This is a genomic window from Micromonospora sp. CNZ297 (genome assembly GCF_007827625.1).
The window spans coordinates 106,583-131,982 of sequence record NZ_VISU01000007.1; the positions used below are offsets into that span (position 1 = coordinate 106,583).

The 25,400-nt window shown below is 73.3% G+C and carries 29 protein-coding genes; 19 read left to right on the forward strand and 10 right to left on the reverse strand.

The genetic code is table 11. The features are described 5' to 3' along the window. Positions 1-192 precede the first annotated feature (192 nt). The 7 genes from FB454_RS15245 (at position 193) to FB454_RS15275 (ending at position 6,676) form a co-directional block, all read left to right on the forward strand. The gene (locus FB454_RS15245; RefSeq protein WP_013289301.1) at positions 193-1,407 is read left to right on the forward strand and encodes an LCP family protein; all 1,215 of its coding nucleotides are present in this window, start codon (positions 193-195) and stop codon (positions 1,405-1,407) included. A 239-nt stretch (positions 1,408-1,646) separates the two neighbouring features. Then, complete coding sequence (locus FB454_RS15250) at positions 1,647-2,522, forward strand: LCP family protein (RefSeq protein ID WP_145823110.1); 876 nt, start codon at positions 1,647-1,649, stop codon at positions 2,520-2,522. Positions 2,523-2,550: 28 nt separating this feature from the next. After that, the gene (locus FB454_RS15255) at positions 2,551-2,886 is read left to right on the forward strand and encodes a rhodanese-like domain-containing protein (RefSeq protein WP_013289303.1); all 336 of its coding nucleotides are present in this window, start codon (positions 2,551-2,553) and stop codon (positions 2,884-2,886) included. A 15-nt stretch (positions 2,887-2,901) separates the two neighbouring features. Then, entirely contained in the window at positions 2,902-3,693 is a 792-nt protein-coding gene (locus tag FB454_RS15260) for a glycerophosphodiester phosphodiesterase (protein WP_013289304.1), read from the forward strand. A gap of 76 nt (positions 3,694-3,769) precedes the next feature. Then, positions 3,770-5,224, forward strand: coding sequence for a sensor histidine kinase (locus tag FB454_RS15265; protein ID WP_013477491.1), 1,455 nt, complete (start codon positions 3,770-3,772; stop codon positions 5,222-5,224). A 64-nt stretch (positions 5,225-5,288) separates the two neighbouring features. Further along, positions 5,289-5,705, forward strand: a complete 417-nt coding sequence (locus FB454_RS15270) for an ATP-binding protein (protein WP_404803126.1) — start codon at positions 5,289-5,291, stop codon at positions 5,703-5,705. A gap of 86 nt (positions 5,706-5,791) precedes the next feature. Beyond that, a complete protein-coding gene (locus FB454_RS15275) occupies positions 5,792-6,676 on the forward strand; it encodes a DUF5926 family protein (RefSeq protein ID WP_013477492.1) in 885 nt (294 codons plus the stop codon). A 10-nt stretch (positions 6,677-6,686) separates the two neighbouring features. On the opposite strand, the gene FB454_RS15280 is transcribed toward FB454_RS15275, so the two are convergent. Further along, complete coding sequence (locus FB454_RS15280; protein WP_013289308.1) at positions 6,687-7,901, reverse strand: arginine deiminase; 1,215 nt, start codon at positions 7,899-7,901, stop codon at positions 6,687-6,689. 162 nt (positions 7,902-8,063) lie between these two features. Here FB454_RS15280 and FB454_RS15285 point away from each other — a divergent pair, with 162 nt between their 5' ends. The 4 genes from FB454_RS15285 to pheA all read left to right on the forward strand — a co-directional run bounded on the left by FB454_RS15285 (position 8,064) and on the right by pheA (position 10,986). Then, positions 8,064-8,801, forward strand: coding sequence for a hypothetical protein (locus FB454_RS15285; protein WP_013289309.1), 738 nt, complete (start codon positions 8,064-8,066; stop codon positions 8,799-8,801). Between the two features lie 143 nt (positions 8,802-8,944). After that, positions 8,945-9,394, forward strand: a complete 450-nt coding sequence (locus FB454_RS15290) for a hypothetical protein (RefSeq protein ID WP_013289310.1) — start codon at positions 8,945-8,947, stop codon at positions 9,392-9,394. Positions 9,395-9,479: 85 nt separating this feature from the next. After that, positions 9,480-10,019 (forward strand): hypothetical protein, encoded by a 540-nt coding sequence (locus FB454_RS15295; RefSeq protein ID WP_036311149.1) that lies wholly within the window; start codon positions 9,480-9,482, stop codon positions 10,017-10,019. 10 nt (positions 10,020-10,029) lie between these two features. Further along, a complete protein-coding gene (gene pheA / locus FB454_RS15300; RefSeq protein WP_013289312.1) occupies positions 10,030-10,986 on the forward strand; it encodes a prephenate dehydratase in 957 nt (318 codons plus the stop codon). Between the two features lie 42 nt (positions 10,987-11,028). On the opposite strand, the gene FB454_RS15305 is transcribed toward pheA, so the two are convergent. The 3 genes from FB454_RS15305 to FB454_RS15315 all read right to left on the reverse strand — a co-directional run bounded on the left by FB454_RS15305 (position 11,029) and on the right by FB454_RS15315 (position 12,706). Continuing rightward, positions 11,029-11,748 (reverse strand): AIM24 family protein, encoded by a 720-nt coding sequence (locus FB454_RS15305; protein ID WP_013289313.1) that lies wholly within the window; start codon positions 11,746-11,748, stop codon positions 11,029-11,031. A 95-nt stretch (positions 11,749-11,843) separates the two neighbouring features. Further along, positions 11,844-12,188 (reverse strand): metallopeptidase family protein, encoded by a 345-nt coding sequence (locus FB454_RS15310; RefSeq protein WP_026268384.1) that lies wholly within the window; start codon positions 12,186-12,188, stop codon positions 11,844-11,846. Positions 12,189-12,277: 89 nt separating this feature from the next. Beyond that, a complete protein-coding gene (locus tag FB454_RS15315) occupies positions 12,278-12,706 on the reverse strand; it encodes an OsmC family protein (protein WP_013289315.1) in 429 nt (142 codons plus the stop codon). A gap of 118 nt (positions 12,707-12,824) precedes the next feature. On the opposite strand from FB454_RS15315, the gene FB454_RS15320 reads away from it, so the two are divergent. From FB454_RS15320 to FB454_RS15330, 3 genes are all read left to right on the forward strand, one after another. Continuing rightward, complete coding sequence (locus tag FB454_RS15320; RefSeq protein WP_013289316.1) at positions 12,825-13,559, forward strand: hypothetical protein; 735 nt, start codon at positions 12,825-12,827, stop codon at positions 13,557-13,559. A gap of 167 nt (positions 13,560-13,726) precedes the next feature. Further along, on the forward strand, positions 13,727-14,548 hold the full coding sequence (locus FB454_RS15325; RefSeq protein WP_071097387.1) for an HAD family hydrolase: 822 nt from the start codon (positions 13,727-13,729) through the stop codon (positions 14,546-14,548). After that, positions 14,548-15,360, forward strand: a complete 813-nt coding sequence (locus FB454_RS15330; protein WP_030272685.1) for an HAD family hydrolase — start codon at positions 14,548-14,550, stop codon at positions 15,358-15,360. Before FB454_RS15325 ends, FB454_RS15330 begins: the two co-directional genes overlap by 1 nt. Positions 15,361-15,395: 35 nt before the next feature. On the opposite strand, the gene FB454_RS15335 is transcribed toward FB454_RS15330, so the two are convergent. Beyond that, the gene (locus FB454_RS15335; protein ID WP_013289319.1) at positions 15,396-15,986 is read right to left on the reverse strand and encodes a bacterial proteasome activator family protein; all 591 of its coding nucleotides are present in this window, start codon (positions 15,984-15,986) and stop codon (positions 15,396-15,398) included. 57 nt (positions 15,987-16,043) lie between these two features. Between FB454_RS15335 and FB454_RS15340 the strand changes: the two genes are divergently transcribed. Both FB454_RS15340 and FB454_RS15345 read left to right on the forward strand, forming a co-directional pair. Next, positions 16,044-16,871, forward strand: coding sequence for an alpha/beta hydrolase (locus tag FB454_RS15340; protein ID WP_145823111.1), 828 nt, complete (start codon positions 16,044-16,046; stop codon positions 16,869-16,871). Between the two features lie 49 nt (positions 16,872-16,920). Beyond that, a complete protein-coding gene (locus FB454_RS15345) occupies positions 16,921-18,141 on the forward strand; it encodes an ABC transporter substrate-binding protein (protein ID WP_145823112.1) in 1,221 nt (406 codons plus the stop codon). 87 nt (positions 18,142-18,228) lie between these two features. Here the strand turns inward: FB454_RS15345 and ddaH are convergent, their stop codons facing one another. Beyond that, positions 18,229-19,062 carry a dimethylargininase gene (gene ddaH, locus FB454_RS15350; RefSeq protein ID WP_013289322.1) on the reverse strand — a complete coding sequence of 278 codons (834 nt, stop codon included), beginning with the start codon at positions 19,060-19,062 and terminating at the stop codon, positions 18,229-18,231. Positions 19,063-19,121: 59 nt separating this feature from the next. On the opposite strand from ddaH, the gene FB454_RS15355 reads away from it, so the two are divergent. Next, positions 19,122-19,580, forward strand: a complete 459-nt coding sequence (locus tag FB454_RS15355; RefSeq protein ID WP_013289323.1) for an Lrp/AsnC family transcriptional regulator — start codon at positions 19,122-19,124, stop codon at positions 19,578-19,580. 55 nt (positions 19,581-19,635) lie between these two features. Next, positions 19,636-20,592, forward strand: a complete 957-nt coding sequence (locus FB454_RS15360) for a zinc-binding dehydrogenase (RefSeq protein WP_145823113.1) — start codon at positions 19,636-19,638, stop codon at positions 20,590-20,592. A gap of 7 nt (positions 20,593-20,599) precedes the next feature. Here the strand turns inward: FB454_RS15360 and FB454_RS15365 are convergent, their stop codons facing one another. The 3 genes from FB454_RS15365 to mobA form a co-directional block, all read right to left on the reverse strand. After that, positions 20,600-21,754: a T3SS (YopN, CesT) and YbjN peptide-binding chaperone 1 gene (locus FB454_RS15365; RefSeq protein ID WP_145823114.1), complete on the reverse strand. Its 1,155-nt coding sequence runs from the start codon at positions 21,752-21,754 to the stop codon at positions 20,600-20,602. 65 nt (positions 21,755-21,819) lie between these two features. Continuing rightward, on the reverse strand, positions 21,820-22,077 hold the full coding sequence (locus FB454_RS15370) for a DUF6457 domain-containing protein (RefSeq protein ID WP_013289326.1): 258 nt from the start codon (positions 22,075-22,077) through the stop codon (positions 21,820-21,822). Next, positions 22,074-22,847, reverse strand: a complete 774-nt coding sequence (gene mobA / locus FB454_RS15375; protein ID WP_145823115.1) for an NTP transferase domain-containing protein — start codon at positions 22,845-22,847, stop codon at positions 22,074-22,076. Before mobA ends, FB454_RS15370 begins: the two co-directional genes overlap by 4 nt. A gap of 282 nt (positions 22,848-23,129) precedes the next feature. Between mobA and fdhD the strand changes: the two genes are divergently transcribed. Further along, on the forward strand, positions 23,130-23,984 hold the full coding sequence (gene fdhD, locus FB454_RS15380; RefSeq protein WP_145823116.1) for a formate dehydrogenase accessory sulfurtransferase FdhD: 855 nt from the start codon (positions 23,130-23,132) through the stop codon (positions 23,982-23,984). 65 nt (positions 23,985-24,049) lie between these two features. Here fdhD and FB454_RS15385 read toward each other — a convergent pair whose 3' ends face one another. Beyond that, a complete protein-coding gene (locus tag FB454_RS15385) occupies positions 24,050-25,252 on the reverse strand; it encodes a DUF4192 domain-containing protein (protein WP_145823117.1) in 1,203 nt (400 codons plus the stop codon). Positions 25,253-25,400: the final 148 nt, after the last annotated feature.

Genomic DNA, 25,400 nt, shown 5'->3' on the forward strand with positions numbered 1-25,400 from the left:
CATGACCGGTCTCGCGCGTTAGGACCTCGCCACCACGGAGGCCAACCGCCGACCGGCTCCTTACCCCTGCCCGTTCGGCCACAACCCGAAGATGTCGGCCGGTATTGACGGGAATTGCGACCCTACGAGGTCGCGAGAACGGGAACAGATACGTAAAGTGGTCCCGCCCCCGATCACCGAGCTGGAGCACGCATGTCGGTCCAGACCAGCCGTCGCCCGCAGTCACCGGCACCCGGATCATCCGGGCGGGTCCCCCCGGTCATCCCCACACAGCCCGGTTCCGGCGGTCGCGGTCCCGGCGGTGGCAAGAAGAAGCGCACCAAGCGCAAGGACCCGCTCTGGGCGAAGCTCACGCTGGTGCTGGGCGCGGTGCTGATGGTGACCAGCGGCGTCGCGATCGTCGGCAGCAAGGCGGTCATCGGTCAGGCCACCAACAACATCGCCCAGCGCAACCTGCTCGGTGAGGCCGGCAAGTCCGACGCCGAGGGCGGCAGCAGCCTCGAAGGCCCGATCGACATGCTGCTGCTCGGCGTGGACGCACGGGCCCGCTGGGCCGCCGACGACGTCCGGTCGGACACGATCATCATCCTGCACATCCCGGCCAGCCACGACCAGGCGTACCTGATCTCGATCCCCCGGGACACCGAGGCGCGTATCCCGGCCTTCGAGAAGAGCGGCTACAAGGGCGGCACCGACAAGATCAACGCGGCCTTCTTCCACGGCGCCCAGAACGGCGGCGGCTGGGAGGGCGGCGCCCAGTTGATGGCCAAGACGATCAAGTCGATGACCGGCATCGGCTTCGACGGCGCCGCGATCATCAACTTCGGCGGCTTCAAGAGCGTGATCGACGCGCTCGGCTCGGTGCGGATCTGCGTCAGCCACGAGGTCAAGTCGCACCACATGTCGTACGTCGACGGCAAGCCGATGTGGAACGCCGACGCGAAGAAGACCGGCAAGCCGTACAAGGCAGTGGTGCACAAGAAGGGCTGCCGGGAGATGGAGGGCTGGGAGGCGCTCGACTACTCCCGCCAGCGCTACGGCCTGCCGAACAGCGACTACGACCGGCAGCAGAACCAGCAGCAGCTGATCAAGGCGATGGCCAAGAAGGCCACCGAGGGCGGCATGCTCACCAACCCGATCAAGCTGAACTCGCTGATGAAGGCGGCCGGCAAGGCGTTCGTCCTGGACACCGGCGGCGTGCCGATCGCCGACTTCATCTTCACGCTCAAGAACCTCAACGGGAACGACCTGGTCACCCTGCGGACCAACGGCGGCACCTTCGCCGGCAACGGCAACGGCCGGGAGACGTTCAACGAGGCGACGATGGACATGTTCCAGGCGGTCAAGAACGACAAGCTGGCCGACTTCGTGGTGAACAACCCGGACGTCCTCTCCACCCGTAAATGACCCGCTGACCTGCGCGAAAGCGATACCGGTCGGCCGATCCCCCCGTAGCCTGACGTGAGCGGGTCTCATGTCGCGGCTACGGGGGGATCGTCACGTCCAGGCCAGCACGGAACCGACGCGGGCGGGGTGGACCCGCCCGCTGGGCCCGGTTCCTGCTCGGCACCGGACTCGTCCTGGTCCTGCTCGCCACGCTCGGCGTCGCCGGGCTGCACTGGCTCACCTCGCGCTACGACCGCACCGTGGCCAAGGAGCAACTGCTCGACCCGGCCGCCCGCAACAAGCGGACAGACCTGGACGGCGCGCTCAACTACCTGCTGATCGGCTCCGACCACCGGCCCGGCGCGAACCCGGAGGACCAGCGCTCCGACAGCATCCTGATCGTGCACGTACCGGCCGGGATGCGGCAGGCGTACCTGATCTCTGTGCCGCGCGACCTGCTGGTGGCGCTCCCCGCGGCACCGGGCTTCCCCGGCGGCCAGGACAAGGTCAACGCCGCGTACGAGCACGGCGGCGGCGGTGAGGGCGGCGCGCGCCTGCTCAGCACCACCCTGAACCGGCTCACCGGGATCCGCTTCGACGGCGCTGCACTCGTCGACTTCTCCGGCTTCAAGGAGGTGATCGACCAGCTCGGCGGCATCCGGATGTGCGTGGACACGCCGGTGCGCTCGATCCACACCCGGTACCAGTTCGAGACCGGCTGCCAGCAGATGGACGGCGCGCGGACGCTCGACTACGTGCGGCAGCGCTACGACCTGCCCGGTGGCGACTTCGACCGGCAGCGGCACCAGCAGCAGATGCTGCGGGCAGTGCTCGACCGGGCGGGCGAGACGCGGCTGCGCAGCGACCCGGTCAAGCTGGACCGCGTGCTGCGGGCGGCCGGCGGGGCGCTGACCGTGGACACCAACGGCGTACCCCTGGACGAGCTGTTGTTCGCGCTGCGCGGCCTGCCCGCGGACGCCCTGCGCGGGGTCCAGGTGCCCTCCTACCCGCAGACCATCGACGGCGTCTCGTACGTGGTGCTGGACAACGGCGGCGGCGGGCTGTTCACCGCGCTGCGCGACACGCGCGTACCGGAATGGGCCGGCGCCAACCCGCGCTGGGTCAACCGGCTGTGAGCGCCGTGGGCGACTAGGCTTGGTTACCGTGTTCGGAGCCTCACTACCCAGCGTGCCCGCGTCGGCCGTGCCCGACGACGTCTACCTGCTCGACGTCCGCGAGGACGACGAGTGGGCCGCCGGCCACGCGCCGGCCGCCCACCACCTGCCGATGACCGAGCTGCCCGCCCGGATCGCCGAGATCCCGCAGGACCGCGACGTGGCGGTGATCTGCCGCTCGGGCGGCCGGTCCGCCCAGGTGGTCGGCTACCTCATGCGCAACGGCTGGGACCAGGTGCGCAACGTCGACGGCGGGATGGGCGACTGGGCCGCCGCCGGCCGTCCGGTGGTCACCGACGACGGACAGCCGGGCCGGGTCGCCTGAGTCGGTGACGCGGCCATGACCGTCCCCCTGGTCTTCGCCCATCGCGGCGCCTCGTACGACCTGCCGGAACACACGCTCGCCGCCTACCTGCGCGCTCTCGACGAGGGAGCGGACGGGCTGGAGTGCGACGTCCGGCTGACCCGTGACGGGCATCTGGTCTGCGTGCACGACCGCCGGCTGGACCGCACCAGCAACGGCCGCGGGCTGGTCAGCGCGCGGACGCTCGCCGAACTGGAGGCGCTGGACTTCGGCTCCTGGCACCGGGCCGCGACGCTCGCCGAGGACGACGCGCCGCTGGACGAGTCGCACACCCGGCTGCTCACGCTGGAGCGGCTGCTCGACGCGGTGCTGGCCGCCGGGCGGCCGGTCCGGCTGCTGATCGAGACCAAGCATCCGTCCCGCTACCGGGGTGAGGTCGAGCGCCGCCTGGTCGAGATGCTGCGCCGGTACGGGCTGGCCGAGCCCCGCCCGGACCATCCCGTCCAGGTGACGGTGATGTCGTTCTCGCCGCTCGCCGTACGCCGGGTCCGGGAACTCGCCCCGGCGCTGCCCACCGTGCTGCTGCTGGAGATGCTGCCGCGTCTGCTGCCGCTGGGCCGGCTGCCGTTCGGCAGCCGGATCGCCGGCCCGGGTGTGGACCTCGTCCGGGCCCGCCCGCGGCTGGTGCCCGCGCTGCGCGCCGCCGGCAACTCGGTGTACGTCTGGACCGTCAACGAGCCGGAGGACCTGGAACTCGTGCTCGAAGCCGGCGTGGACGGGGTGATCACGGACCGGCCGGCCCACGCGCTGGCCCGGTTGGGCCGGTGAGTCCCGTCGATCGGTACCGGGGACGGTCGACCGGCCGGGGGTGTCACGGACGCGGGCGGCGCGGCACACTCGGGACATGCCGGAGCGAACCGACTACCCCGCCTTCATCGCCGGCCACACCGCAGTGATCAACATGATCAACTCGGGCGAGTCAGGTCTCGCCGTGCTCACCCGCCTGCTCCGCGAGGTCGAACCGGCGGTCGGCGCCGCCGGTCTGGTCTTCGTGGAGTTCACCCCGGCCGGGGGACGGGTGATCGCGGCGACCGGCAGCGCCGAGTTCGTCCTCGGCCGCCCGCTGCCCGCCACCGACCCCGCCACCGTCTGCCTGCTCGCCGGCCCGCCGGTGCGGGAGGTCCGGGTCGACGCGATCCCGGGCGCGCTCGCCGTCGAGGTCGCCGGCCGGGGCCTCTGCCGGATGATCGTGGCACGTGCCGAGGTCGGCGGGCTGACAGTCGGCAGCCTGCACGCGCTCTACCCGCTGGGCGAGCCGCTGCAACCCTCGCAACGTGCCGTCATCGGCTACATCGCCGCCTGCATCGCCCACATGTACGGCGACCAGACCGGCCTGCCCGTACACGGGGACGGCCCGGTCGTGGCGGCGCTCGCCGACGGCCTCGCGGTGGTGGACCGGGACGGACGTGTCCGGCTCTGGAACCCGGCCGCGGTCGAGGTGACCGGCCGGCCGGCGGACGAGGCGTTGAGCCGGCCGCTGCCGTTCCCGCTGCCGCCGCCCGGCCAGGTGCTCGACCACCGGCTGCCGGACGGCCGCTGGCTGCGGATCACCTCCGGCGAACTGCCCGGCCCGAACGCGCTGCGCGTGGTCAGCTTCCGCGACACCACCGACCAGCAGCGGCGCGACCACGACCGGGACCTGTTCGTCGCGGTGACCAGCCACGAGCTGCGGACGCCGGTCACCGTCATCAAGGGGTACGCGGACACGCTCACCGACCACTGGGACTCGCTGAGCGACGGCGACCGCAGGCAGGCCGCCCGGATCATCGGCCAGCGCGCCAACGAACTGGCCCGCCTGGTCGACCGGCTGCTGACCGCCGCCACCGAGAACCGTCCCGGTGGCGAACCGGCCGCGCCGTTCGACCTGGTCGACGCGTTGCGCGCGGCGGTGGTGGACCTGCCGGCGGACGTCCGGCACCGGATCGTGCTCGACCTGCCCGGCGACCTGCCCAAGGCGCTCGGCGACCGGCACAGTCTCGCCACGGTGCTCACCGAACTGGGCACCAACGCCGGGAAGTACTCGCTGCCGGACACGCCGATCGAGATCACCGCGGAGGCGAACGAGCGGACCGTCTCGTTCCGGGTGGCCGACCGGGGCATCGGCATCCGGCCGGAACACGTGGAGCGGGCCTTCGACCGGTTCTGGCAGGGGGAGTCCGGCGACCGCCGCCGGTATCCCGGCGCCGGGCTCGGTCTCTATCTCGTCCGCCAGATCGTTGAACAGCAGAATGGATGGGTATCCCTCCGGCCCAGAGCCGGTGGCGGTACGGTCGCAGAGGTGCGGCTGCCCCGGGGTTGACCGGGGCGCTCACGGGCGGGGAAGGAACGACGTGTCGACTGGTCCGGCCGAACGGTCGTGGTGCGTGGTGGTGCCCCACGACCCCACCGGCGCGCGCCTGGCCCGGCACCGGCTCGCCGACGAGCTGACCGGTGTCGTACCCCCGGTCCTGGTGGCCGACCTGGTCGCGGTCCTCGCCGAACTGGTCGGCAACGCGGTCCGGCACGCCGACGCGCTGCCCGGCGGCGTCGTGCGGGTCGCCTGGCGGCTGCGCCCGACCGAGCAGGGGCCGAGCGTCGAACTCCGGGTCACCGACGGAGGATCAGGCGCCGGCCCGTGCATGCGTACCGCCTCGCCGGACGCGGCGGACGGGCGAGGGCTGCACATCGTCGCCGGGCTCGCCAGCGGCTGGGGCGTGGAGCGCGACGGCCTGGGCCAGAGCGTGTGGGCGCGGTTCGACCCGGTCCCGACGCAGCGGACCGACCTGGTCGCGGCCGGCTGACCGACGCGGCGGGCGGGTCCGGCCCTCGCCGCCGAGACCCGGCATCTAGGCTGTCTCGCCATGAGCGAGCGGAGCGGAGCGGGCGCATGAGCAAGCGTCGGAAGAACCAGCGGGCCGGCGAGGCCACCCCGAAGCGGGAGAAGGTGCGCGACGTCTTCGTGCCCCGGCCGTTCGAGGGCCTGGCGGACGAGCCGGAGTGGATCGCCCTGCGCGAGCTGGTCCCGGCCGCGTCCGCGCCGCTGCGGCTGACCCCGGAACTGATCGAGGAGTACGGCGACCGGCCGGTCACGCTGGCCACCGTGCTGCCGATGGCCGCCCCGGCGATGACCAAGCCCGACGGGCGGGTCTTCATCGGCCTGCAACGGCACCAGCAGTCCGGCGACGTCTCCCGTGACCTGGCCGACGCGCTGATCTCCGCGCTGCGCACCGAGCCGGGCGGCCAGGTGAGCGTGCCGCCGCTGCCCGGGCCGGGCCCCCGCCTCCAGGACATCCTGGTGGACGGCCCGCTGGAGATCACCATGCACGACGGGTTCGACTTCTGGCTCGACCCGGGCGCCGCCGACGACCCGAACGTCCAGGCGTCCCTGGAGCGGGCCAACTCGGCGATCTACCCGACCGTCAAGCTGGCCGCCGCGCCGGCCGCGTACTGGTGTCAGGTGCCGGAGAAGGCCCACGTGCGCCTGGTCCTGCCGGAGGACGAGGACGCCGCGCTGGACGCGCTGTCCCGGCTCGCCGCGGCGGGCGCGCTGACGCTCGGCGACGACACGAAGTTCGCGGGCATGTTCCGGGCGCACGGGCGCCTCGCGCCGGTCTGGGACCTGCCGGAGGACACCCCGGCCGCCGAGTGGGAGGCGCCGGTGGCGGAGTTCGCCAAGCGCTACGCCGAGGCGGTCGCGGAGCGGGAACCGCTCGACGCGGCCGGCCGCCGGGCCCGCCAGGGCCTGCTCGGCCGGCAGCTGACGCTGCGCTGACGTCTCCGGGTCAGGCGGCCCCGCCCTTCTCCCGCACCAGCGGGCAGGACATGCAGCGCGGGCCGCCCCGCCCGGAGCCCAGCTCCGACCCGGCGATGGCGATCACCTCGATGCCGGCCCGTTCCAGTTGCGCGTTGGTCTCCACGTTGCGCTCGTAGCCGACGCACAGCCGGGGCGCGATCGCGAGCGTGTTGTTGCCGTCGTCCCACTGCTCGCGTTCGGCGGTGACCGGGTCGAGGCCGGTGTCGATCACCCGGAGCTGGTCGAGGTCCATCGCGTCGGCGGCGGCCCGCAGGAACGGCGCCGGCCCGTCGACCCGCAGGTCGTCGCCGTCCGCGCCGGCGATGACCGTGTACGCGGACATCTGGTCGGCGACGTTCGCGTACATCAGCACGGCGTCGACGTCGACCATGGTGCAGATCGTGTCCAGGTGCATGGTGGCGCGTTCCTGCGCGATCGGCACCACCAGGATCGTGTGCGCCAGCCCGGCCGCGAACACCTGCCGGGCCAGCCGTTCCGCGCCGGCCGGGGTGGTGCGTTCGCCGACGCCGACGGCGAGCACGCCCGGCGCGAGCAGCAGCACGTCGCCGCCCTCCAGGTGCTCCAGCCGGGGGTGGTAGACGAACTCGGTGCCGACGAAACGCGGGTGGTAGCGGTAGATCGCGTCGGTGAGCGTGGTCTCCCGCCGCCGGGCCGGCATGGCCAGGCTGGTCACACCGACCCGGTCGCCGATCCAGACCGACGAGTCGCGGGTGAACAGCAGGTTGGGCAGCGGATCGATGACGAAGTCGTGCCGGTCCATGAGCGTCCAGACCAGACCGCCGGGGCGGTCGGCGCCGATCCGCAGTTCCTCGTGGGCGAGCCCGGCGGTGAGCACGTCGGCCAGTCCGGCCGGGTCGAGGTACGCCAGATGGTCGGCGACCCGGCGTCGCAGCGTGTGGCCGAGCCGGCGGGACCGCAGCACCCGGTCGGTCAGCTCGGCCCGGGCGTCCGCCACGGCGAGCGTCTCGACCAGCAGGTCGGCCAGGTAGAGCACCTCGACCCCGCGGGACCGCAGCGCCGCCGCGAACGCGTCGTGCTCCTCCTGCGCGCGTCCCACCCATGGGATAGCGTCGAAGAGGAGACTGTCGTTGTTCCGCGGGGTGAGGCGGGCCAGTTCCGGTCCCGGGCGGTGCAGCAGCACCGTCCCGAGGCGGGCGACTTCGCTGTCCACATAGTGGGTCACTCCCGCAGCCTAGGGCAGGCTTGCGCACCATCCGGAAAAGAAGTGTGGATGAATATGGCATTCATCCGCACTCACTCCGGCGGTCCAACTTGCCGAGCCCCCGGGTGTGCAACGTAGGGTAGTGGAGACATAACTTCGAGAGACCTTTTGCCGGAGGTCGCGATGACTGTCTTTCCCGCTCGTCGAGCCGTACCGAGCAGGGCACTGCCGCCCCGCACGGTGCCGCACTCCCGGGTCGAGCCCACCTCGGTGCTCGAGCCGGCCCGACCGACTCCATTGGAGTGGGCCCGGCGTCGCCGGGCGGAGCGGGGGGCCCGCCGGTTGGAAGCGGCAGGGGCCCGCGCCCTGGGCCAGCTCGACCATCTCGGTCCCGCGTGGCACGTCATCGAGTGGCCCCGGACGGACCCGGCGGACATGCTGCTCGACCGCGGTCGCGACGATCGGGCCGGGTTCCTGGCCATCGGTCCGAGCGGTCTGTTCGCTGTCACCATCGCCGACCACGGCCGGGCCCGCGTGCTCGTGGCCGGAGACGTGGTCCAGATCAACGGCAAGCGCCCGCCGTACGTGGCGGAGGCGCGCCGGGACGCCAAGCGGGCCAGCAAGGCCCTCTCCGACGCGGTCGGCCTGCCGATCCCGGTGACCCCGGTGCTGACGTTCGTCGGCTCCGGGGTGATCAGCGTCTACGGCCTGCCGAAGGACTGCCTCATGGCCACCCACCGCGAGCTGGACCGCCTGCTCGTGGCCGGTGGGAACCGGATCAGCCCGGCCACCGCCGAGAAGCTCTCCCGCGTCGCGCAGGCGCCGGCGACGTGGTTCAACGGCACGTACCGTCCAACCGCCGACTACCGGTGGTATGACGAGGGCCGAACGGCCGCTGACAAGCAGGCCGCCCGCCGGTAACGTCTCCGGCGACGCCACGCGGCCCACGGCACCGCCCCGACTGGTTCCGTCGGTCCGCGCCGTCGCCGGCCGCCCGGCAGCCGATGCTTCCGCCGCACCGACCGGCTAGCGTGGACAGACCGTCGGTGTACATAGGAGGCGCGGTGGCCCACGTCGAACTCTCACTCTCGGAAGTGTTCGCGCCCGCGGCATCCACCGAGCAGGAGTCCGACAACTTCGGGCAGTGGTCCGGCATGGTCTCCCGGGCCGCCGAGCCGTGCCTGCTGATCGACGCCGGCACCACTGTCGTGGCGATCTCCTCGTCCGGCTGCGACCTGCTCTGCCTGGGCGCCCCGGAGGACGTGATCGGTCTGCCGCTGCTGGAGGGCGGCCTGCGCCTGGTCGACTTCACGGCGAGCCCGAGCGAGCTGACCGAGCAGGAGACCGACAAGATCCCGCCGCTGCTCGCGCTGCACTCCGGGCGGCTCGCCCGCGGCCTGCTGCGGGTTCAGGGGCCCGGCTCCGACGCCGGCCGGACGGTCGACGCCATCTCCACGCCGGTGCTCACCGACGGCGCGGTGGCCGGCTCGCTCACCTTCCTCTCCGCGGTCTGACCCGCGACGAGACCCGGCGCCCTTCACCCCGGGCCGGTCATCCTCCTACGATGGCCTCGGCCCCACCACACGACGACATCCCTCGATGCCCGAGGACGCCCCCGTGCCCCGCACCCCACGCCCCCGACGCCGCCACCGTCCGCTGGCGCTGCTGACGCTGCTCGCCCTCGCTGCCTGCGGCACCCCGCCCGAGCTGCGTGCGCCACCCGCCGCCGCCACGCCCGTCCCGGTCCCGTCGGCGTCCGCCACGCCCAGCCCGAGCGCGACATCGGCCCCACCGACGCCCGTCCTCCCGCCCACGCTCTCCCCGTCCGTACCGGCGTCCGCGGCGCCCTGCCGGGGGCGGCCCTCCGGCGACCGGATCGTCGCGCTGCTGCGCGGATCCGCCGGCGTACTGCCCCGCGACGTCCGGGTCACCGTGGCGACCGGTCCGCTCTGCGCCGAGGGCTGGCAGTACACCGTGCTGACGGTCACCGGGCACGAGGAGTTGCAGGTGGTCACGCGCGGCGAGAGCGGCACGCCGCGCCTCGTCACCGCCGGCACGGACGTGTGCGGCGTCGAGGTACGGACCGTGGCGCCGGCCGGCATCCGTACCCTGGCCTGCGACGGCACGCCGGGTGCGTAGGCTGGTCGGCATGCCGGGAACACCGCCGACCCGCTTCGTCTACCTGGGCCCCGAGGGCACCTTCGCCGAGCAGGCCCTGCGAACGGTGCCCGCCGCCGAGCGCGGGGACCGCACACCCGCCCGCAGCGTCGGCGAGGCGCTCGACGCGGTACGCGCCGGGGAGGCGGACGCGGCGCTGGTGCCGCTGGAGAACTCCATCGGCGGCGCGGTCGGGGTGACGCTCGACGAACTGGTCGAGGGGGACCCGCTGGTGATCACCCGCGAGGTGGTCCTGCCGGTGGAGTTCGTGCTGGCCGCCCGCACCGGCACCACGCTGTCCGACGTCCGCTCCGTCGCGGCCCACCCGCAGGCGTCCACCCAGTGCCGGGGGTGGCTGCGGGAGCACCTGCCCGACGCCACAGTGGTCGACGTGCTCTCCAACGGCGCCGCGGCGGCCGGTGCGGCGAGCGGCGAGTACGACGCCGCCATCTGCGCCCCGATCGGCGCGACCCGGCACCGGCTCGCGGTACTGGCTGACAAGATCGCCGACCACCCGGACGCGGTCACCCGCTTCGCGCTGGTGTCCCGCCCCGGTCCGCCCCCGCCGCCCACCGGCGACGACCTGACCTCGCTCGCGGTGTGCCTCGCGCACGACCGGGTGGGTGCGCTGCTGGCGGTGCTGATGGAGCTGGCGGTGCGCGGCGTGAACATGACCCGGATCGAGTCCCGCCCGACCGGCGAGGCGCTCGGCCGCTACGTGTTCTTCCTGGACTGCGCCGGACACGTCGCCGACGTACGCCTCGGCGAGGCGTTGCAGGGGCTGCGCCGGGTCTGCGCCGACGTGCGGTTCCTGGGGTCGTACCCCCGGCACCGCTGGAGCACGGCGGCGGGTGACCAGCAGACGCCGGTGCCGGCCGGGCTCACCGACGCCGACTACGCCGACGCGGCGGCCTGGGTGTCCCGGCTGCGGGCCGGCGAGCTGAGCTGACCGGCCCGGGGCGACCTCGGCGGACGCCCCGGGCACCGGCCGTCACTGAAGCAGGCCGCCGAGCACGCCGCCCTGCTGCTGGGAGCCGCTGCCGGCCACCGGAGGTTCCTCCGAGGGCTGGACCACGACGAAGCCCTGACCGGCGAAGCTCATCGTGAACGCCTCACCGGTGCTGCGGCCGAGCAACGTGCCCAGGCCGAGCTGCTCGGCGCGGTGGTAGCCGGTCTGGAGGTTCGCCGACCAGCAGACCGCCGCCTGCGGGTCGACGTACGTCGGCGCGTCCACGTTGAGCACCACCGGGGTGCCCTTGGTGGTGACGGCGATCCGGCCGTGGCCGGTGAAGACGCAGTTGAACAGGCCGGACGAGGACGCGAAACCGGCGCCGCCGACCATCTTGATATCGTACTGGAGCGTCGAGTCGAACGCCAGCACGCTGGAGCCGTTGATGGACAGCGCGTCGCCCGGCTCCAGGTCGATGACGTGCACGTCCTTGGCGAAGTCGGCGAGGAAGACGTCGCCGCGGCCGGAGAGCTTCATCAGCGGCACTCCCTCACCGGTGAGCCGCTGCTTGATGAACTTGCCGATGCCGCCGGAACCGAGGGCCTGGAACTGCACCTGCCCCTGGTAGGCGACCATCGACCCGACCCGGGCCATCGCCTCGCCGTTCAGCTCGATCTTCAGCATCTTGGAGTTCTGCAACCGCATGCCGGGCTGCTGGGACTCCTTCTCAAGGTTCTCCGCGGAGAACAGCGCGCTGCGCATGGGTTTTCCTCCTGCATCAGGATCTGCCTGACCCGCAGGTTAGGGGACCGGCGCAACCGCCGGAATCAGCCGGGCGGGGACGCGCCGGAGGCCGGTCAGCCCCAGCCCAGGGCGTGCAGGCGCTCGTCGTCGATGCCGAAGTGGTGGGCGATCTCGTGCACCACTGTCACCGCCACCTCGTCGACGACGTCGTCGTCGGTGTCGCAGATCGCCAGGATCGGGTTGCGGTAGATCAGGATGCGGTCGGGCAGCACGCCGGAGTAGTCCCAGCCGCGAGAGGTGAGCGCGTGCCCCTCGTACAGGCCGAGCAGGTCCTCACCCGGCGGCGGGTCGTCCTCCACCAGGATGACCACGTTGCTCATCAACCCGAGCAGTTCCTCGGGCACCTCGTCGAGCGCCTCACCGACCAGTTCCTCGAACCGGTCCCGGCTCATCTCCACGGCCACGCGGCCCGGTCACTCCCTCCGGATCGGGCACACCGCACGGCGAGGGCGTCCCGCAGGACACCCCCGCCGTGCCGTACGCGATGTCAGGCCAGACGGGCGTTCAGCGTGATCTGCGCGCCCGGCGACAGCAGCCGGGAGATCGGACAGTTCTCCTTGGCCGCCTCGGCGAGCTTGGTGAACTCGGCCTGGTCGATGCCCGGAACCTGGCCCACGGTCTCCAGGTCGATGCGGGTCACGGTCATGCCGGCGTCGGTCTTGTCGAAGTGCACCTTGGCGGTGGTCTCCACCGCCGTCTCCTGGGCGCCGGCGTCGGCGAGCTGCTTGGAGAGAGCCATCGAGAAGCAGCCGGCGTGCGCGGCGCCGATCAGCTCCTCGGGATTGGTGCCCTCGCCCTCCTCGAAGCGCGACTTGAAGGAGTAGTTGCCGGACAGGCCGCCCTTGCCGGTGCGGACGGTGCCGGACCCCTCGGTGAGGTTGCCCTGCCAGCGAGCGGATGCGGTACGGATAGGCATGGCACCGACGCTAACCGAAAGCGGGCCGCCCCGCACCGGACCCCGGGGTCGTGATCCCGGCCGGCGGAAGCGGGCTGTGCCATGATTCGACGCAGGCCCGCGCACGGGAAGGGTGGCCATGTCGCAGGATCTCCCCGTTCCCCGGCAGGACAAGCGAATCCCCATGCAGGACAACAGGTCCGACGACACCACGATCGTCGAGTGGGGCGACACCGAGCCGGAGTCGTCCGGCCGGGCCGCGCGCTCGCTCGCCGCGCTGGGCCGGGACCGCCGTCTGCCGCCCGTGCTCACCGGGCTCGGCGCGGTGGCCGCGATCGCCTCGCTGATCGGCGAGTGGCTGGCGATCACGGTGCCGGCCGAGACCCGGGGCGACGACGCACCCGCCCGGCTGACCAGCGGCATCTCCGAGATCGGCGGGTTCGGTACGGCGTACCTGGTGGGCCTGCTCGGGCTGTCGGTCGCGGTGGGGCTGGCGCTGCGCGGCGCCCCGGCGGTGCGGCAGCACGCCCGGCTGGCCGGGCTGGGTCTCGCGGCGGGCGTGCTCGGGGTGCTCGTCGCGACCGCCTCCTCCCTCGAACAGCTGGCCCGGCGCATCCTGTTCTTCGTCGGCGAGCAGCGCCTTCAGGTCGAGCACGGACGCGGCCTGGTCAGCGCGTTCGTCGCTGTCGCACTGCTGGCGGCCGCGCTGCACCTGGCCGGCCGGGCGGCCGGCGGGACGCCCACCGACGGGGAGCCGGACGACGACCGGCCCGAGCGCCGCCGCCGGGCGGACGAGGACGACGTGCCCCCGGCCCCGGCGGATCTGACGGTGCAGCCCACGGTGCCGTTCGCGGGCCCCGAACGGGCGTACTGAACCAGGTCCGGCAGCACCTCCGGCGGCCACCGGAGCTTCGCCGCCGATTCGCCGGAAAGCCGTGGTTGCCGCCCGTTCCGCGAGATACGGTTGCTGCCCGCCGTCCCATGGTCGCGGCACCGAGGACCTGGTCGGCCGGCGTGACGGCGGCGGGCGAAGGAGGAACCATGACCCGCCCGGGACTGCCCAAGCTGATCGCCACCGACCTCGACGGCACGCTCGTCCGCAGCGACGAGACCGTCTCCGCGTACACCCATCGGGTGCTGGACCGGGTGCGGTCCGCCGGGATCCCGGTGGTCGGCGCGACCGGCCGGGGACCGCGCCTGACCGAACTCACCCGTAACGACATCCGGGCCGCCGACTTCCTGGTGATGGCCGGCGGCGGCCGGGTGGTGGACCAGAGCGACCCGGAAGGGCCCCTGGTGCTGCGGGACGAGCGGCTGCCCGGCGAGGTGCTGGCCCGCGTCCTCACCGACCTGGAGGCGGCGGTCGGCCCGCTCACCGTGATGGTCGAGGCGTCGGACGAGCACGACGCACCGCTGTGGGGCGACTACCACCCGAGCTGGCCCTACCCGGACCGGTTCGAGGCGCGCAGCCGGGTCGAATGCCTGTCCTGCGACGTGATCAAGGCGTTCGCCCGGACCGCCGACCACCACGTGGACGAGCTGCTGACGGCCGCGCGGGCGATCGTGCCGCCGGACGTGGCCACGCTCACCCAGGCCGGGCTCGGCTTCATCGAGATCTGCCCGCCCCGCACCGACAAGGCCAGCGGGCTCAGCGTCATCGCCGAGCGGCTCGGTGTGGACCCGGCCGACGTGCTGGTCTTCGGCGACCAGCCGAACGACCTGCCGATGTTCGACTGGGCGGGATGGGCACGGGTGGCGGTGGCGAACGCTCACCCGGAGGTGCGCGCCGCGGCGGACGAGATCACCCTGCGCAACGACGACGACGGGGTCGCGGTCTACCTGGACCGGCTACTCTCCCGGTGATGGAAGATCCACCTCGGCTCGTCGCCTCCGACATCGACGGCACGCTGCTGCGCGACGACCGGTCGCTCAGCCCGCGTACCGCCGCGGTGCTGGCCCGCATCGCCGCCGCCGGCACCCCGGTGGTCCTGGTCACCGGCCGTCCGATCCGCTGGCTCCCGATGGTGTACGAGCAGCTCGCCGCGCCGCTGCCGGCCATCTGCGCCAACGGCGCGGTGGTGTACGACCCGGCCACCGACCAGGTGCTCCGGGCCGACCCGCTCGCCCCGGAACTGCTGGCCGAGGTGGCCCGGAGGCTGCGCGCCGAGGTGCCCGGCGTGAGCCTCGCCGTGGAGATCGTGGACAGCCGCCAGATGCGGCACGAGGTGCACTACCCGCTGCGCTGGGACGCCGACCTCGACGCCATCCGGGCCGTCGAGTCGCCGGAGGAACTGCTGGCCGCGCCCGCGGTGAAGCTGCTGGCACGGGCCGGTGAGCAGGATCCGGACGTCTTCGTGCGGGTGGTGGCGGGCGCCCTGGAGGGGCTGGCCGAGGCGACCCACTCGTCGTACAGCGGACTGATCGAGATCTCGGCCGCCGGTGTGACCAAGGCGGCGGGCCTGGCCTGGTACGCGGAGCGGCTGGGCGTCGACGAGCGGGACGTGGTGGCCTTCGGCGACATGCCCAACGACGTGCCGATGCTGGCCTGGGCCGGACGGGCGGTGGCCGTCGCCAACGCCCATCCGGCCGTACGGGAGATCGCACACGAGGTCACCGGGCCGAACACCGAGGACGGCGTGGCCGCGTACCTGGAGAAGGTCTTCGAGCTGGACTGACCGGCCGGGGCGCATGACACGCCCCGGCCGACGGGTCACAGGTACTGGCCGGGCGCGTGGCCCTCGCCGCCGCCGGGCATCCCGGGCATGCCCGGCATCACGCCGCCCGGGCCGCTGGGCAGCGCCTGGCGGCCGGAACGCATCTGCTCCAGCTGGACGCGGGCGGCCATCTGCTGGGCCACCAGTGCGGCCTGGATGCCGTGGAACAGCCCTTCCAGCCAGCCCACCAGCTGGGCGTGCGCGATCCGCAGCTCGCTCTCGCTCGGCGCCTGCTGCTCGGTGAACGGCAGCGAGATCCGCTCCAGCTCCTCGCGCAGCTCGGGGGCGAGGCCCTCCTTCAACTCGACGATCGAGCGCTCGTGGATCTCCCGCATCCGGTGCCGGCTCGCGTCGTCGAGCGGCGCCGCCTTCACCTCCTCCAGCAGCTGCTTGATCATGCTGCCGATCCGCATCACCTTGGCCGGCTGCTCGACCAGACGGGTCGGGTCCTCGCCCTTGCCCTCGTCGGTCTGCACCGTGCCGACCGGGCGGCCGTCCGGCCCGACCACCACCACGGTGCCGGGGATGCCATCGTTGCCCTGTTCGTCGTCGTGTCCGGCGGAGTGCGCTTCGGTCATGGCACCCATCTTTACCCACGCCGACCATGTGCACGCGGCCGGTCCGGGGGACGCTACGGTCGCCGCATGCTCTCCGACCCGCGCGAGGTGCTGACTCGCCCGTCCCCGCCCCCGGATGCCACGGTCTCCTACGGCGACCACCCGGACCAGTGCGCCGACCTGCGCCTCCCGGCCGGTGACGGGCCGCCCCGGCCGCTGGTGGTCGTGGTGCACGGCGGCTTCTGGCGGGCGGAGTACGACAGGGACCACACCGGCCCGATGGCGGCGGCGCTCGCCGCGCTCGGCCACCCGGTCGCGCAGATCGAGTACCGCCGGACCGGCCGGCCGGGCGGAGGCTGGCCGGCCACGCTGACCGACGTCCGCGCCGGCGTCGCCGCGCTGCCGGAACTCGCCGCCGCCGCGCTGCCCGGCCGGGTGGCGCCCGTGCCGCCGATCCTGGTCGGTCACTCCGCGGGCGGGCACCTGGCCCTGTACGTGGCCGCGCACGCCCCGGAGACGGTCGGCGGGGTGCTCGCGCTGGCGCCGGTGGCCGACCTCGCGCAGGCGTACCGGCTGGACCTGGACGAGGGTGCGGTGGCCGCGCTGCTCGGCGGCGGCCCGGACGACGTGCCGGACCGGTACACCGCAGCGGATCCATCGGCATTGGTGCCCATACGAACACGCACAGTAGTCATTCACGGTGATCAAGATGTCCAGGTCCCGATCGCGATCAGCCGATCCTGGGTGGCGGCAGATCGGGCCGCCGGAGGCTCCGCCACGCTCGTTGAGCTGCCCGAATGCGAGCATTTCGGGCTGATCGCACCGGCCTCCACCGCATGGCCCCAGGTGGTGGAGGCGTTGCGGTCGCTTCACGATGATCTTCCGGGCATTGACGCAGCGTCGTCGACCAGGTAGAACGCCGAAGGGGTGTGCACCATGGCCGCCCCGTCGGGAAGGAAATTCGGTGGCACAGATGAACCGCAGGCGGGCGCTGCAACTGCTGGCCGCGCTGGGTACCACCGGACTGGCGGCGGGTTGCGGATCCGGGGACGACACCGGGGAGCAGACCGGATCCGGCAGCCCGATCAAAGTCGGGCTGATCGTGCCCGGCAGCGGAGCGAACAAGGCCATCGGTGACGAGATCACCAACGGTTTCCAGCTCTTCCTCAGCATGCGCGGCCAGCAGATCGCCGGTCACCCGGTCACGGTCGTGACCGCCGAGGAGGGCGACACCGCCGCCACCGGAAAGGCCGCCGTCGACCGGCTGCTCAAGGAGGGCGTGCTCGCGCTCACCGGCGTGGTCAGCCCCACCGTGATGACCGGCATCAAGGACGCGGTCGAGGAGGCCCGGGTGCCCCTGCTGGGCTCCAACGCCTCCCCGTCGACGCTCCAGGGCGTCGTCTACATCTGGCGCACGTCGTACGTGCTGACCGAGCCCGGTGAGGCGCTCGGCGAGTACCTGCGCCAGAAGCTGGACGCGTCGAGCCGGATCGCCATCTTCGGCACCCGCGGCCCGGGCAGCCAGGACGTCATCGAAGGGCTGCGGCGCGCGTACGAGCGGGGCCGCCGGCTCACCGAGGATCCGATCTTCACCGACGACGACCCCAACCCCTCCCGGTCGCTCTACTCCGGGCCGATCCGCAAGGCGCTCGGGCGCAACCCGGACGCGGTCTTCTGCCACTACTCCGGCGCGCAGGCCGTGCAGTTCGTCAAGCAGCTCTACGCCCAGGGCTACCGGGGACCGATCTACGCCCCCGGTTTCCTCACCGAGGGCACCGCGCTCGACCAGCTCGACGACGGGGAGAAGGGCCGCGAGCGCAAGCTGATCCAGACGTACGGCATCGAGACCGCGCTCAACTACTCGGCCGACCTCAACAACACCGCGAACCGGATCTTCGCCTCGGCGTACCGGAAGACGTTCAACTCGGCGCCCACCACGTACGCGATGGCCTCCTACGACGCCGCGCTGGTGCTGGACAAGGCGATCCGGCTGGCCGGGTCGAACCCCTCGCCGCAGCAGGTCAACCTGGCGCTCGGCAAGGTCGGCCAGGTGGACAGCCCGCGCGGCACCTGGCAGTTCAACCAGACGCGTACCCCGCAGCAGAAGTGGTACCTGCGCCGGGTGCAGACCGACGGCCGGCTGCTCTCCAACGTCGTGATCAACGAGCTGGCGACGCTGGGCTGACAAAGCCCTCGTACACACGCGAAGGGCGGTCTCCCCATCGGGAGGCCGCCCTTCGCGCCGAGGCGTGGCGTGGCGTCGAGCCTTGGCTCAGTGCCGCAGCTCGGCGATGCAGCACTTCACGCTGCCACCGCCCTTCTTCAGCTCGGCCAGCTCCACCGGGACCGGGTGGTAGCCGGCCGCCTTCAGCTTGCCGGCGAGCCGGATCGCCTCGTTGTTCAGCACCACGTTGAGCCCGTCGCTGACCAGGTTCAGGCCGAACGCCAGCGCGTCCTCGTCGTCCGCGACGATCGCGTCCGGGAAGAGCTGGGCCAGCACCTTCTGGCTCGCAGCCGAGAACGCCCCCGGGTAGTAGACGACGTTCTCGTCGTCGATCGAGGCCAGCGCGACGTCCAGGTGGTAGAAGCGCGGGTCGACCAGGTGCAGCGAGACCACCGGCCGCCCGAGCGCCTCCTGCGCCTCGGCGTGCGCGGCCGGCTCCGTCCGGAAGCCGTACCCGGCCAGGATCAGGCCGCCGTGCGCCTCCGGCAGGTACGCGAAGTCGCCCTCACCCTCGTTCGTCTCGCTCGGCGCGATGAACCGCCAGCCCTGCTGCTCGTAGAACGCCCGGTGCGCGGCGGCCTCAGCGGACCGCTGCTCGTGCTTGAACCGGGCGCCGTAGACGCTGCCGTCGACCACGAAGGCACCGTTGGCCGCGTAGACCATGTCCGGCAGGCCCGCCTCGGGGGTGAGCAGGTGCACCTCGTGGCCCAGCCCGACGAGCGTCTCGCGCAGCCGGTCCCACTGCTTGACCGCCAGGTCGGCGTCGACCGGCGTGGTCACGTCCATCCACGGGTTGATCGCGTACTCGACCGTGAAGTGCTCGGGCGAGCACATGAGATATGTCCGCTTTCGCGAGACTCGCTGCTGGTTCACGGTCACCAAGAGTAGGTACGGTACAACTTTGGTAACAGCCACAAGCATTGCTTCCCGGGAGCAGAACGTTGCAGATAGACGCGGTTGACCAGCGAATCATTGCGTTACTCGTCGCGGATGCTCGCGCCTCGTACGCGGACATCGGCAGCCGGGTGTCACTCTCCGCCCCCGCCGTCAAGCGACGCGTCGACCGCCTCCGATCCGCCGGGGTGATCCGGGGATTCACCGCCGTCGTCGACCCGGCCGCGGTCGGCTGGACCACCGAGGCGTTCGTCGAGCTGTTCTGCGCGGGCCGGACCACGCCGGCGCAGATCGGCGCCGCCGCCCGCCGGCACCCCGAGGTGGTGGGCGCGTACACCGTCTCCGGCGAGGCGGACGCGCTCGTGCACCTGCGCGCCGCGGACATCTCCCACCTGGAGGAGGCGCTGGAACGCCTGCGCGCCGAGTCGTTCGTCACGTCGTCCCGCAGCACCATCGTGCTCTCCCGGCTGGTCGAGTCCCCTGGCGTCGGACCGTCCACGCCTTGACCTCAACCTCGCTTCATGTCGTGCACTGGTGACCGGGCTGAAGCGAGGGGGCGGTATGCGTGCGGTGCGGCTGCGGGAGTTCGGCGGACCGGAGGTGCTCGTGCCGGGGACGGCGCCCGACCCGGCACCCGGACCGGGCCAGGTGCTCGTCGACGTGGCACACGCGAACATCACGTTCGTCGAGACGATGTTCCGGGCCAGCGGCTTCGGGCCGTTCGGCACCGAACTGCCGGTGATCCCCGGTAACGGGGTCGGCGGGACGATCACCGCGCTGGGACCGGGCGCCGACCCGGCGCTCGCCGGCCGCGTCGTGGTCACCACCACCGGCGGCACCGGCGGGTACGCCGAGCGCGTCGTGGTCGACCAGGGTGCGCCTGTCCCCGTACCCCCGGGGTTGCCGCTGGACGCGGCGGTGGCGCTGATGGCCGACGGCCGGACCGCCCTAATGCTGGCCCGGGCGGCCGGGCTGCGGCGCGGTGACCGCGTCCTGGTGGAGGCGGCGGCCGGCGGGGTCGGATCGCTGCTGGTCCAACTCGCCGCACGGGCCGGCGCCACGGTGGTGGCCGCCGTCGGCGGCTCCCGCAAGGTGGCCGTGCTCCGTGCCGCCGGGCTCGACGTCGTGGTCGACTACCGGCAGGCGGGCTGGACCGACCGGGTCCGGGACGCCGTGGGCGCCGTCGACGTGGTGTTCGACGGCGTCGGCGGGCCGCTCGCCCGGGAGGCGTTCGACCTGCTGGATCCCGGCGGACGGATGCTCAGCTTCGGGCTGGCCGGCGGCACCTGGGCGGACATCCCGGCCGAGTCGGCAGCCGCACGCGGGGTGACGCTGCTGAGCCCCCGGCCCGGCCCGGACGAGCTGCGCGCCCTCACCGAGGCGGCGCTCGCCGAGGGCGCGGCCGGGCGGCTGCGGCCGCTGATCGGGCAGCGCTTCCCGCTGGAACGGGCCGCCGCCGCGCACGCCGCGATCGAGGCCCGGGAAACCTTGGGCAAGACGCTGCTCGACGTACGCTGAGCAGCGTTCAGAGGTACATGCCGGTGCGGTGCTCCTCGGCCCGGGCCGGCTTGTCGCCCTCGCCGAAGAAGCGCTTGCCGCCGAACTCGCCGTGCAGGCGGTCGTCCAGCTCGTCGGCGAGACCGGTCATCACCTGCACCGCGAGCATCAGATGGGTGGGCTGGAAGTTGCGGCCGAACACCGGGATCGAGGCCCACACCGTGTCGTCGGCGCAGTAGAGCCGGCCGATCGGCATCCGGTTGGTCAGCTCCGAGAGCTTCACGTAGAGACGCTCGGTCGGCTCGACCTCGGTCAGCACCGGCGAGAAGACGTCCACGAGCGGCGGGTTGTCGCGCACCCGCACGAAGACCATGGCCGAGCCGGCCCGGATGTTGATGTCACCGTCGGAGTCGACCTGAAGCTGGTCGGACGCCGACTTCAGCATTGTCGACACGACGGTGCGGACCCGCTCCTCCAGGGCCAGCACGTCGTTCTCGCCGGACTGCGCGGCCGCCGCCGCGGCCAGCGCCTCGTCCAGGTCGGCCTCGACGTCGCGGTCCGGGCCGAACTCGCTGCGCGCGGTACCGAGCGGCTCCACGGGAAGCGCCTCGCCCTCGGCGTCGTGCACCAGGTAGACGAGGAAGGCCGGATGCGGGGCGCCGTAGACGTCCCGCAGCGTCCGGGACAGCACCGCGGCCAGCCGGGTCGCCTCGTCGGTGCCGCAGTCCAGCCCGAACTGCTCCCCGGAACCCGGCACCACACCCGGCGGCGACCAGCCGAGCGCCACCATGTCGGCCACCGCGGCCCGGTCCATCCGGTAGCCCTGCGGCAGCGTGGCGTTTCCGACCGCGCGGGCCGAGAGACGGCCCTCCTCGCCCGCGTCCACGCTCACCGAGTAGACGGCGTCGCCGGTGCCCGAGGCGGTCGGGTCGAGCGTGACCTCCAGGTGCCCGCCGGAGGGCAGCCCGCGCAGCCGGTCGGCGAGCGCCCGGGCGAACTCCCGCCAGGCCTCGGTGACCTTGGCCCGCAGATCAGCGGTGGTCGGCTCGTCGAGCAGGATCGACTCGTGGTGCTCCGGCGCGCCGCCGGTGGCCTGATGCGCCGACGTGGCGCCGGTGGCGTGGTGCTCCGGCGCGCCGCCGGCAGGCTCGTCGACCGGCTCCGAGGGGTGGTCTGCCGTCATGATCGCCTCCGTCCGTTCCCGCCACCCTACCCAGGCGCGAAGGGGACCGAATCCCGCGCGAGGCGCTAATCCTCAGGCGTGGAACCACCCAGGTCCACCGGCCAGGAACCGGCCAGCGCACTGAGCCGCTCGGCCGCCGCGGCCGGGTCCGCGCCGCGCCCCACCGCCAGCCCCAGCAGGTACGCGGTGACCGGCGCTCCCGGCCGGACCACCTGGTGGGCCACGTCCCGGGCCACGTCGAGCACTGTCGGCACGGGCACCCCCGCCGGGTCCAGGTCCAGCTCGGCGCAAACCGCCGTGACCCAGTCGTCCAGCACCGTCATCTCGTCCACTCCTCCGCCCGGCGTACGTCCTCGTCAGTGTCGCAGTCGAACCACGGCGGCGGCCCCGAGCCGGACCAGGACACCTCGCGTACGGCGACGTCGGCCAGCAGCCCGCGTACCGGCGCGCCGTCGAGCGAGCCGCCCCGCGTCGCGGCGAGCCGGTCGAGGGCGGACCGCAGGGCCGGTACCTGCCAGAGGGCGCACAGGTGCTGGCGGCGGCCGTCCCCGTCCACGTAGCAGGCGAGCGCGGCGGACCGACCGTCCAGCGTCTCCCGCCAGGCGGCGGGCGCGTCTTCCGACCTGGCGGTGGCAGGTGCGTCTTCCGGCCCGGCGGTGGCAGGTGCGTCTTCCGGCCCGGCGGTGGCAGGTGCGTCTTCCGGCCCGGCGGCTGCGGCGTCGAGCGCGGGCGGCGGGTCGTCGCGGGAGTGACAGGCGGCGAGCGCGCGTCGCAGCTCGGCCACCGCTGCGGTGGTGAGCAGCGGCAGGTCGGCGGCGAGCACTGCGACTGTCGTCGTACCGGGGTCGAGCAACGCCAACCCGGCTGCCGTAGCGGCCACCGGACCGCCCCCGGGCGGCTCTTCCCGGGCCGTCCGGACTCCCCTGGGCAGCGGGCCGGACGAGCCGACCACGATCCGCTGGTCCGCGTCGGCCACCGCGTCCAGCACCCGGTGCAGCATCGGCCGGCCGCCTACTGCCCGGGCCGGCTTGTCCACCCCGCCCATCCGCCGGGCCGCGCCACCGGCGAGCAGGATCGCCGCGTACCCCGTCACCGCCTCACAGTAGCCACAGCCACGACCGCCGGTCCGGCTCGGGCCTCTGCCCGGCGTTGTCGGCGGTTTTCCGACGTTGATCGACTGCTTTCCGCCGAAGTGGTGGCATCCAGGGCCCTCCGATACCGCCACTTCGCCGAACTGGTGTCGATCATCGGGCCTGGGGCCGGCCGGGCCGGCCGGGCCGGCCGGGGTGGGTGGGGTGGGTGGTGGGTGGGTGGGTGGGGGCGGGAAGACCTGGGGCGACGTGCGGGCGGCGGGGCGCCCGGGGAGGATGGCGGCATGGGACGGGCGACGGATCGGCGTGGTGTGCTGCGGATCGACCTCGACGCGGCCGGGAACGGCCGGGGGCGGATCGGCCGGCAGGACAACCTGGCCGTGGAGGAGCCGCTGGAGATCCGCGTCGGCGCGGCCGGTCCGGGACGACGCCGGCCGCTGGCGGTGACGATGCGTACTCCCGGCGACGATCTGGACCTGGCGATCGGCTTCCTGCTCACCGAAGGGCTGATCCGGTCGGCGGAGGACGTGCACACCGCGCAGCTCTGCGCCGGCGCGGAGACCCCGAACACCTACAACGTGGTCGACGTGGTGCTCTCGCCCGGCGTGCCGGAGCCCGTCACCGACCCGTCGCGCAACTTCTACACCACCAGCTCGTGCGGCGTGTGCGGCAAGGCGAGCATCGACTCGGTACGCACCCGCTCGCAGTTCGCGGTGCGGGACGACCCGCTGGTGGTCACCGCCGAACTGCTGGCCGGGCTGCCGGACCGGCTGCGCGCCGCGCAGCGCGCCTTCGACCGCACCGGCGGCCTGCACGCCGCCGGCCTCTTCACCCCCGACGGGGAGCTGGTCGTGCTGCGCGAGGACGTCGGGCGCCACAACGCGGTGGACAAAGTGCTCGGCTGGGCCACCCGGGAAGGGCGGCTGCCGCTGGCCGGGCACGTCCTGCTGGTCTCCGGACGGGCCAGCTTCGAACTCACCCAGAAGGCGTGGATGGCGGGCGTGCCGCTGCTCGCGGCGGTGTCCGCGCCGAGCACGCTCGCGGTCGAGCTGGCCGAGGAGGCCGGGATGACGCTGGTCGGCTTCCTGCGCGGGCCGACCATGAACGTCTACGCCGGGGCGGCGCGCATCGGCGAGTGACCGCTCACCGGCGTGGCGGCCGTCGGCGGCCCGGTAGGCGGGTGACCGCCCGGCAGGGTGACCGCTCATCGGCGTGGCCTGCGTCGGCGGCGCCGCAGCACCGCGCCGTCGTCGGAACCGGGCCACCCGTCCAGTGCCGACGGGGCGACTCCCCGCCGGAGCGCCTCGTCGAGCAGCACCGCGAGCGAGTAGCCGGGGTGGGCGGACAACACCCGTTCCAGGGCGACAGCGGCAAGTGCCCCGTGCCCTGATCGCCACGCGGCGAACGCCAGCAGACAGCCCGGCGCGGCGATCAGGTCCGGCTCGGCGCGTCGCAGCACGTCCGTCCAGAGGCTGATGTCCTCGTCCCGGCCGTCGGTGCGGGACCAGGCGTGATCGCGTACCGCGACGTGGGTGAGGAGCACTGTCAGCCAGGCCATCTCGTCGTCGTCCAGCCGCTCACCACGCCGCTGCCGGCGGAAGGCCGCTCGCACCGCGGCCGTGCCCGCCGTCCGCACGGCCCGCGGCTCCCCACCTGATCCGGCACCACCTGCCGGCACCTGGGACTTGCCGCCCGACCCGGGCCCGCCAACCGGGACCGACGACTCCCCCTCCGGCCCAGCACCGTCCGCCGGAACCGGCGGCTCCGCACCCGCCCTCGAACTGTCGGCTGGCAAGCCTCCGGCCGGGCTCCCTGCCCACGGCGTGGACGGCCGTCCGGTGAGCGCGGCCAGGCGGAGGCGTGCCCGACCGGTGGCCCGGCGCATGGCGAGCCGGACCGGCCCGTCGAGCGGGGACACCTGCGCCGCGAGCGCGGCCCGGTCGGGCAGCGCGACCTGACCGGCGAACACAGCCGCCGCGCTGACCTGGCTGGCGGCCGGGTCGTACGGGGTGCCCTCGGGCGGGCAGCAGGACGGCTCGACGCAGAGGTACGAGAACCAGCGGCCCTCGGTGACCCGCAGCGCGTCGAGCACCACCAGCCCGGCGGCGGTCAGCGCGTCGCCGATCGCGTCGACGACGCCCGTCACCCGGGCGGCCGGACCGTAGCCGACGACTGTGGCGGCGTCGGCGTCCTGCCGGGCCACCACCTGCGCCAGGTGCCGGGCCGCCGGACCGGGGTCGGTGCCCGGTGCGGGCAGGTCACCACGGGCGGCGAAGACGACGCGGCGGCCGCGTACCGCGACCACCACCACGCTGTCGGCGGGATGGAAGCCGAGCAGGTAGGGCACGGCCGCGACCATGTCGGCCGGCGAGCGGACGGAGAGGCGCGCTGGCTCGGTGGAGTTCATGCCGGGAGCGTGGGCGGTCGCGCGTCACCGCGTCCGCCCCTGTGGACGACACGCGGTCCGTCCACAGATACGGAGCGTATCGGTCCAGGTCAGCGGCGATCGGCGGTGCCGCCCGGCACACGGATGTCCGGGGTAACCGCTACCTTGC

Coding starts and splice junctions, on each gene's coding strand:
- FB454_RS15365 (WP_145823114.1), bottom strand. CDS start 21,754: ATGACGGCAGACCACCCCTCGGAGCCGGTCGACGAGCCTGCCGGCGGC.
- FB454_RS15305 (WP_013289313.1), bottom strand. CDS start 11,748: ATGCGCAGCGCGCTGTTCTCCGCGGAGAACCTTGAGAAGGAGTCCCAG.
- FB454_RS15385 (WP_145823117.1), bottom strand. CDS start 25,252: ATGAACTCCACCGAGCCAGCGCGCCTCTCCGTCCGCTCGCCGGCCGAC.
- FB454_RS15275 (WP_013477492.1), top strand. CDS start 5,792: ATGAGCAAGCGTCGGAAGAACCAGCGGGCCGGCGAGGCCACCCCGAAG.
- pheA (WP_013289312.1), top strand. CDS start 10,030: ATGCCGGGAACACCGCCGACCCGCTTCGTCTACCTGGGCCCCGAGGGC.
- FB454_RS15285 (WP_013289309.1), top strand. CDS start 8,064: ATGACTGTCTTTCCCGCTCGTCGAGCCGTACCGAGCAGGGCACTGCCG.
- FB454_RS15265 (WP_013477491.1), top strand. CDS start 3,770: ATGCCGGAGCGAACCGACTACCCCGCCTTCATCGCCGGCCACACCGCA.
- FB454_RS15335 (WP_013289319.1), bottom strand. CDS start 15,986: ATGGGTGCCATGACCGAAGCGCACTCCGCCGGACACGACGACGAACAG.
- FB454_RS15370 (WP_013289326.1), bottom strand. CDS start 22,077: ATGACGGTGCTGGACGACTGGGTCACGGCGGTTTGCGCCGAGCTGGAC.
- FB454_RS15330 (WP_030272685.1), top strand. CDS start 14,548: ATGGAAGATCCACCTCGGCTCGTCGCCTCCGACATCGACGGCACGCTG.
- FB454_RS15325 (WP_071097387.1), top strand. CDS start 13,727: ATGACCCGCCCGGGACTGCCCAAGCTGATCGCCACCGACCTCGACGGC.
- FB454_RS15295 (WP_036311149.1), top strand. CDS start 9,480: ATGCCCGAGGACGCCCCCGTGCCCCGCACCCCACGCCCCCGACGCCGC.
- FB454_RS15315 (WP_013289315.1), bottom strand. CDS start 12,706: ATGCCTATCCGTACCGCATCCGCTCGCTGGCAGGGCAACCTCACCGAG.
- FB454_RS15360 (WP_145823113.1), top strand. CDS start 19,636: ATGCGTGCGGTGCGGCTGCGGGAGTTCGGCGGACCGGAGGTGCTCGTG.
- FB454_RS15245 (WP_013289301.1), top strand. CDS start 193: ATGTCGGTCCAGACCAGCCGTCGCCCGCAGTCACCGGCACCCGGATCA.
- FB454_RS15320 (WP_013289316.1), top strand. CDS start 12,825: ATGTCGCAGGATCTCCCCGTTCCCCGGCAGGACAAGCGAATCCCCATG.
- FB454_RS15340 (WP_145823111.1), top strand. CDS start 16,044: ATGCTCTCCGACCCGCGCGAGGTGCTGACTCGCCCGTCCCCGCCCCCG.
- FB454_RS15260 (WP_013289304.1), top strand. CDS start 2,902: ATGACCGTCCCCCTGGTCTTCGCCCATCGCGGCGCCTCGTACGACCTG.
- fdhD (WP_145823116.1), top strand. CDS start 23,130: ATGGGACGGGCGACGGATCGGCGTGGTGTGCTGCGGATCGACCTCGAC.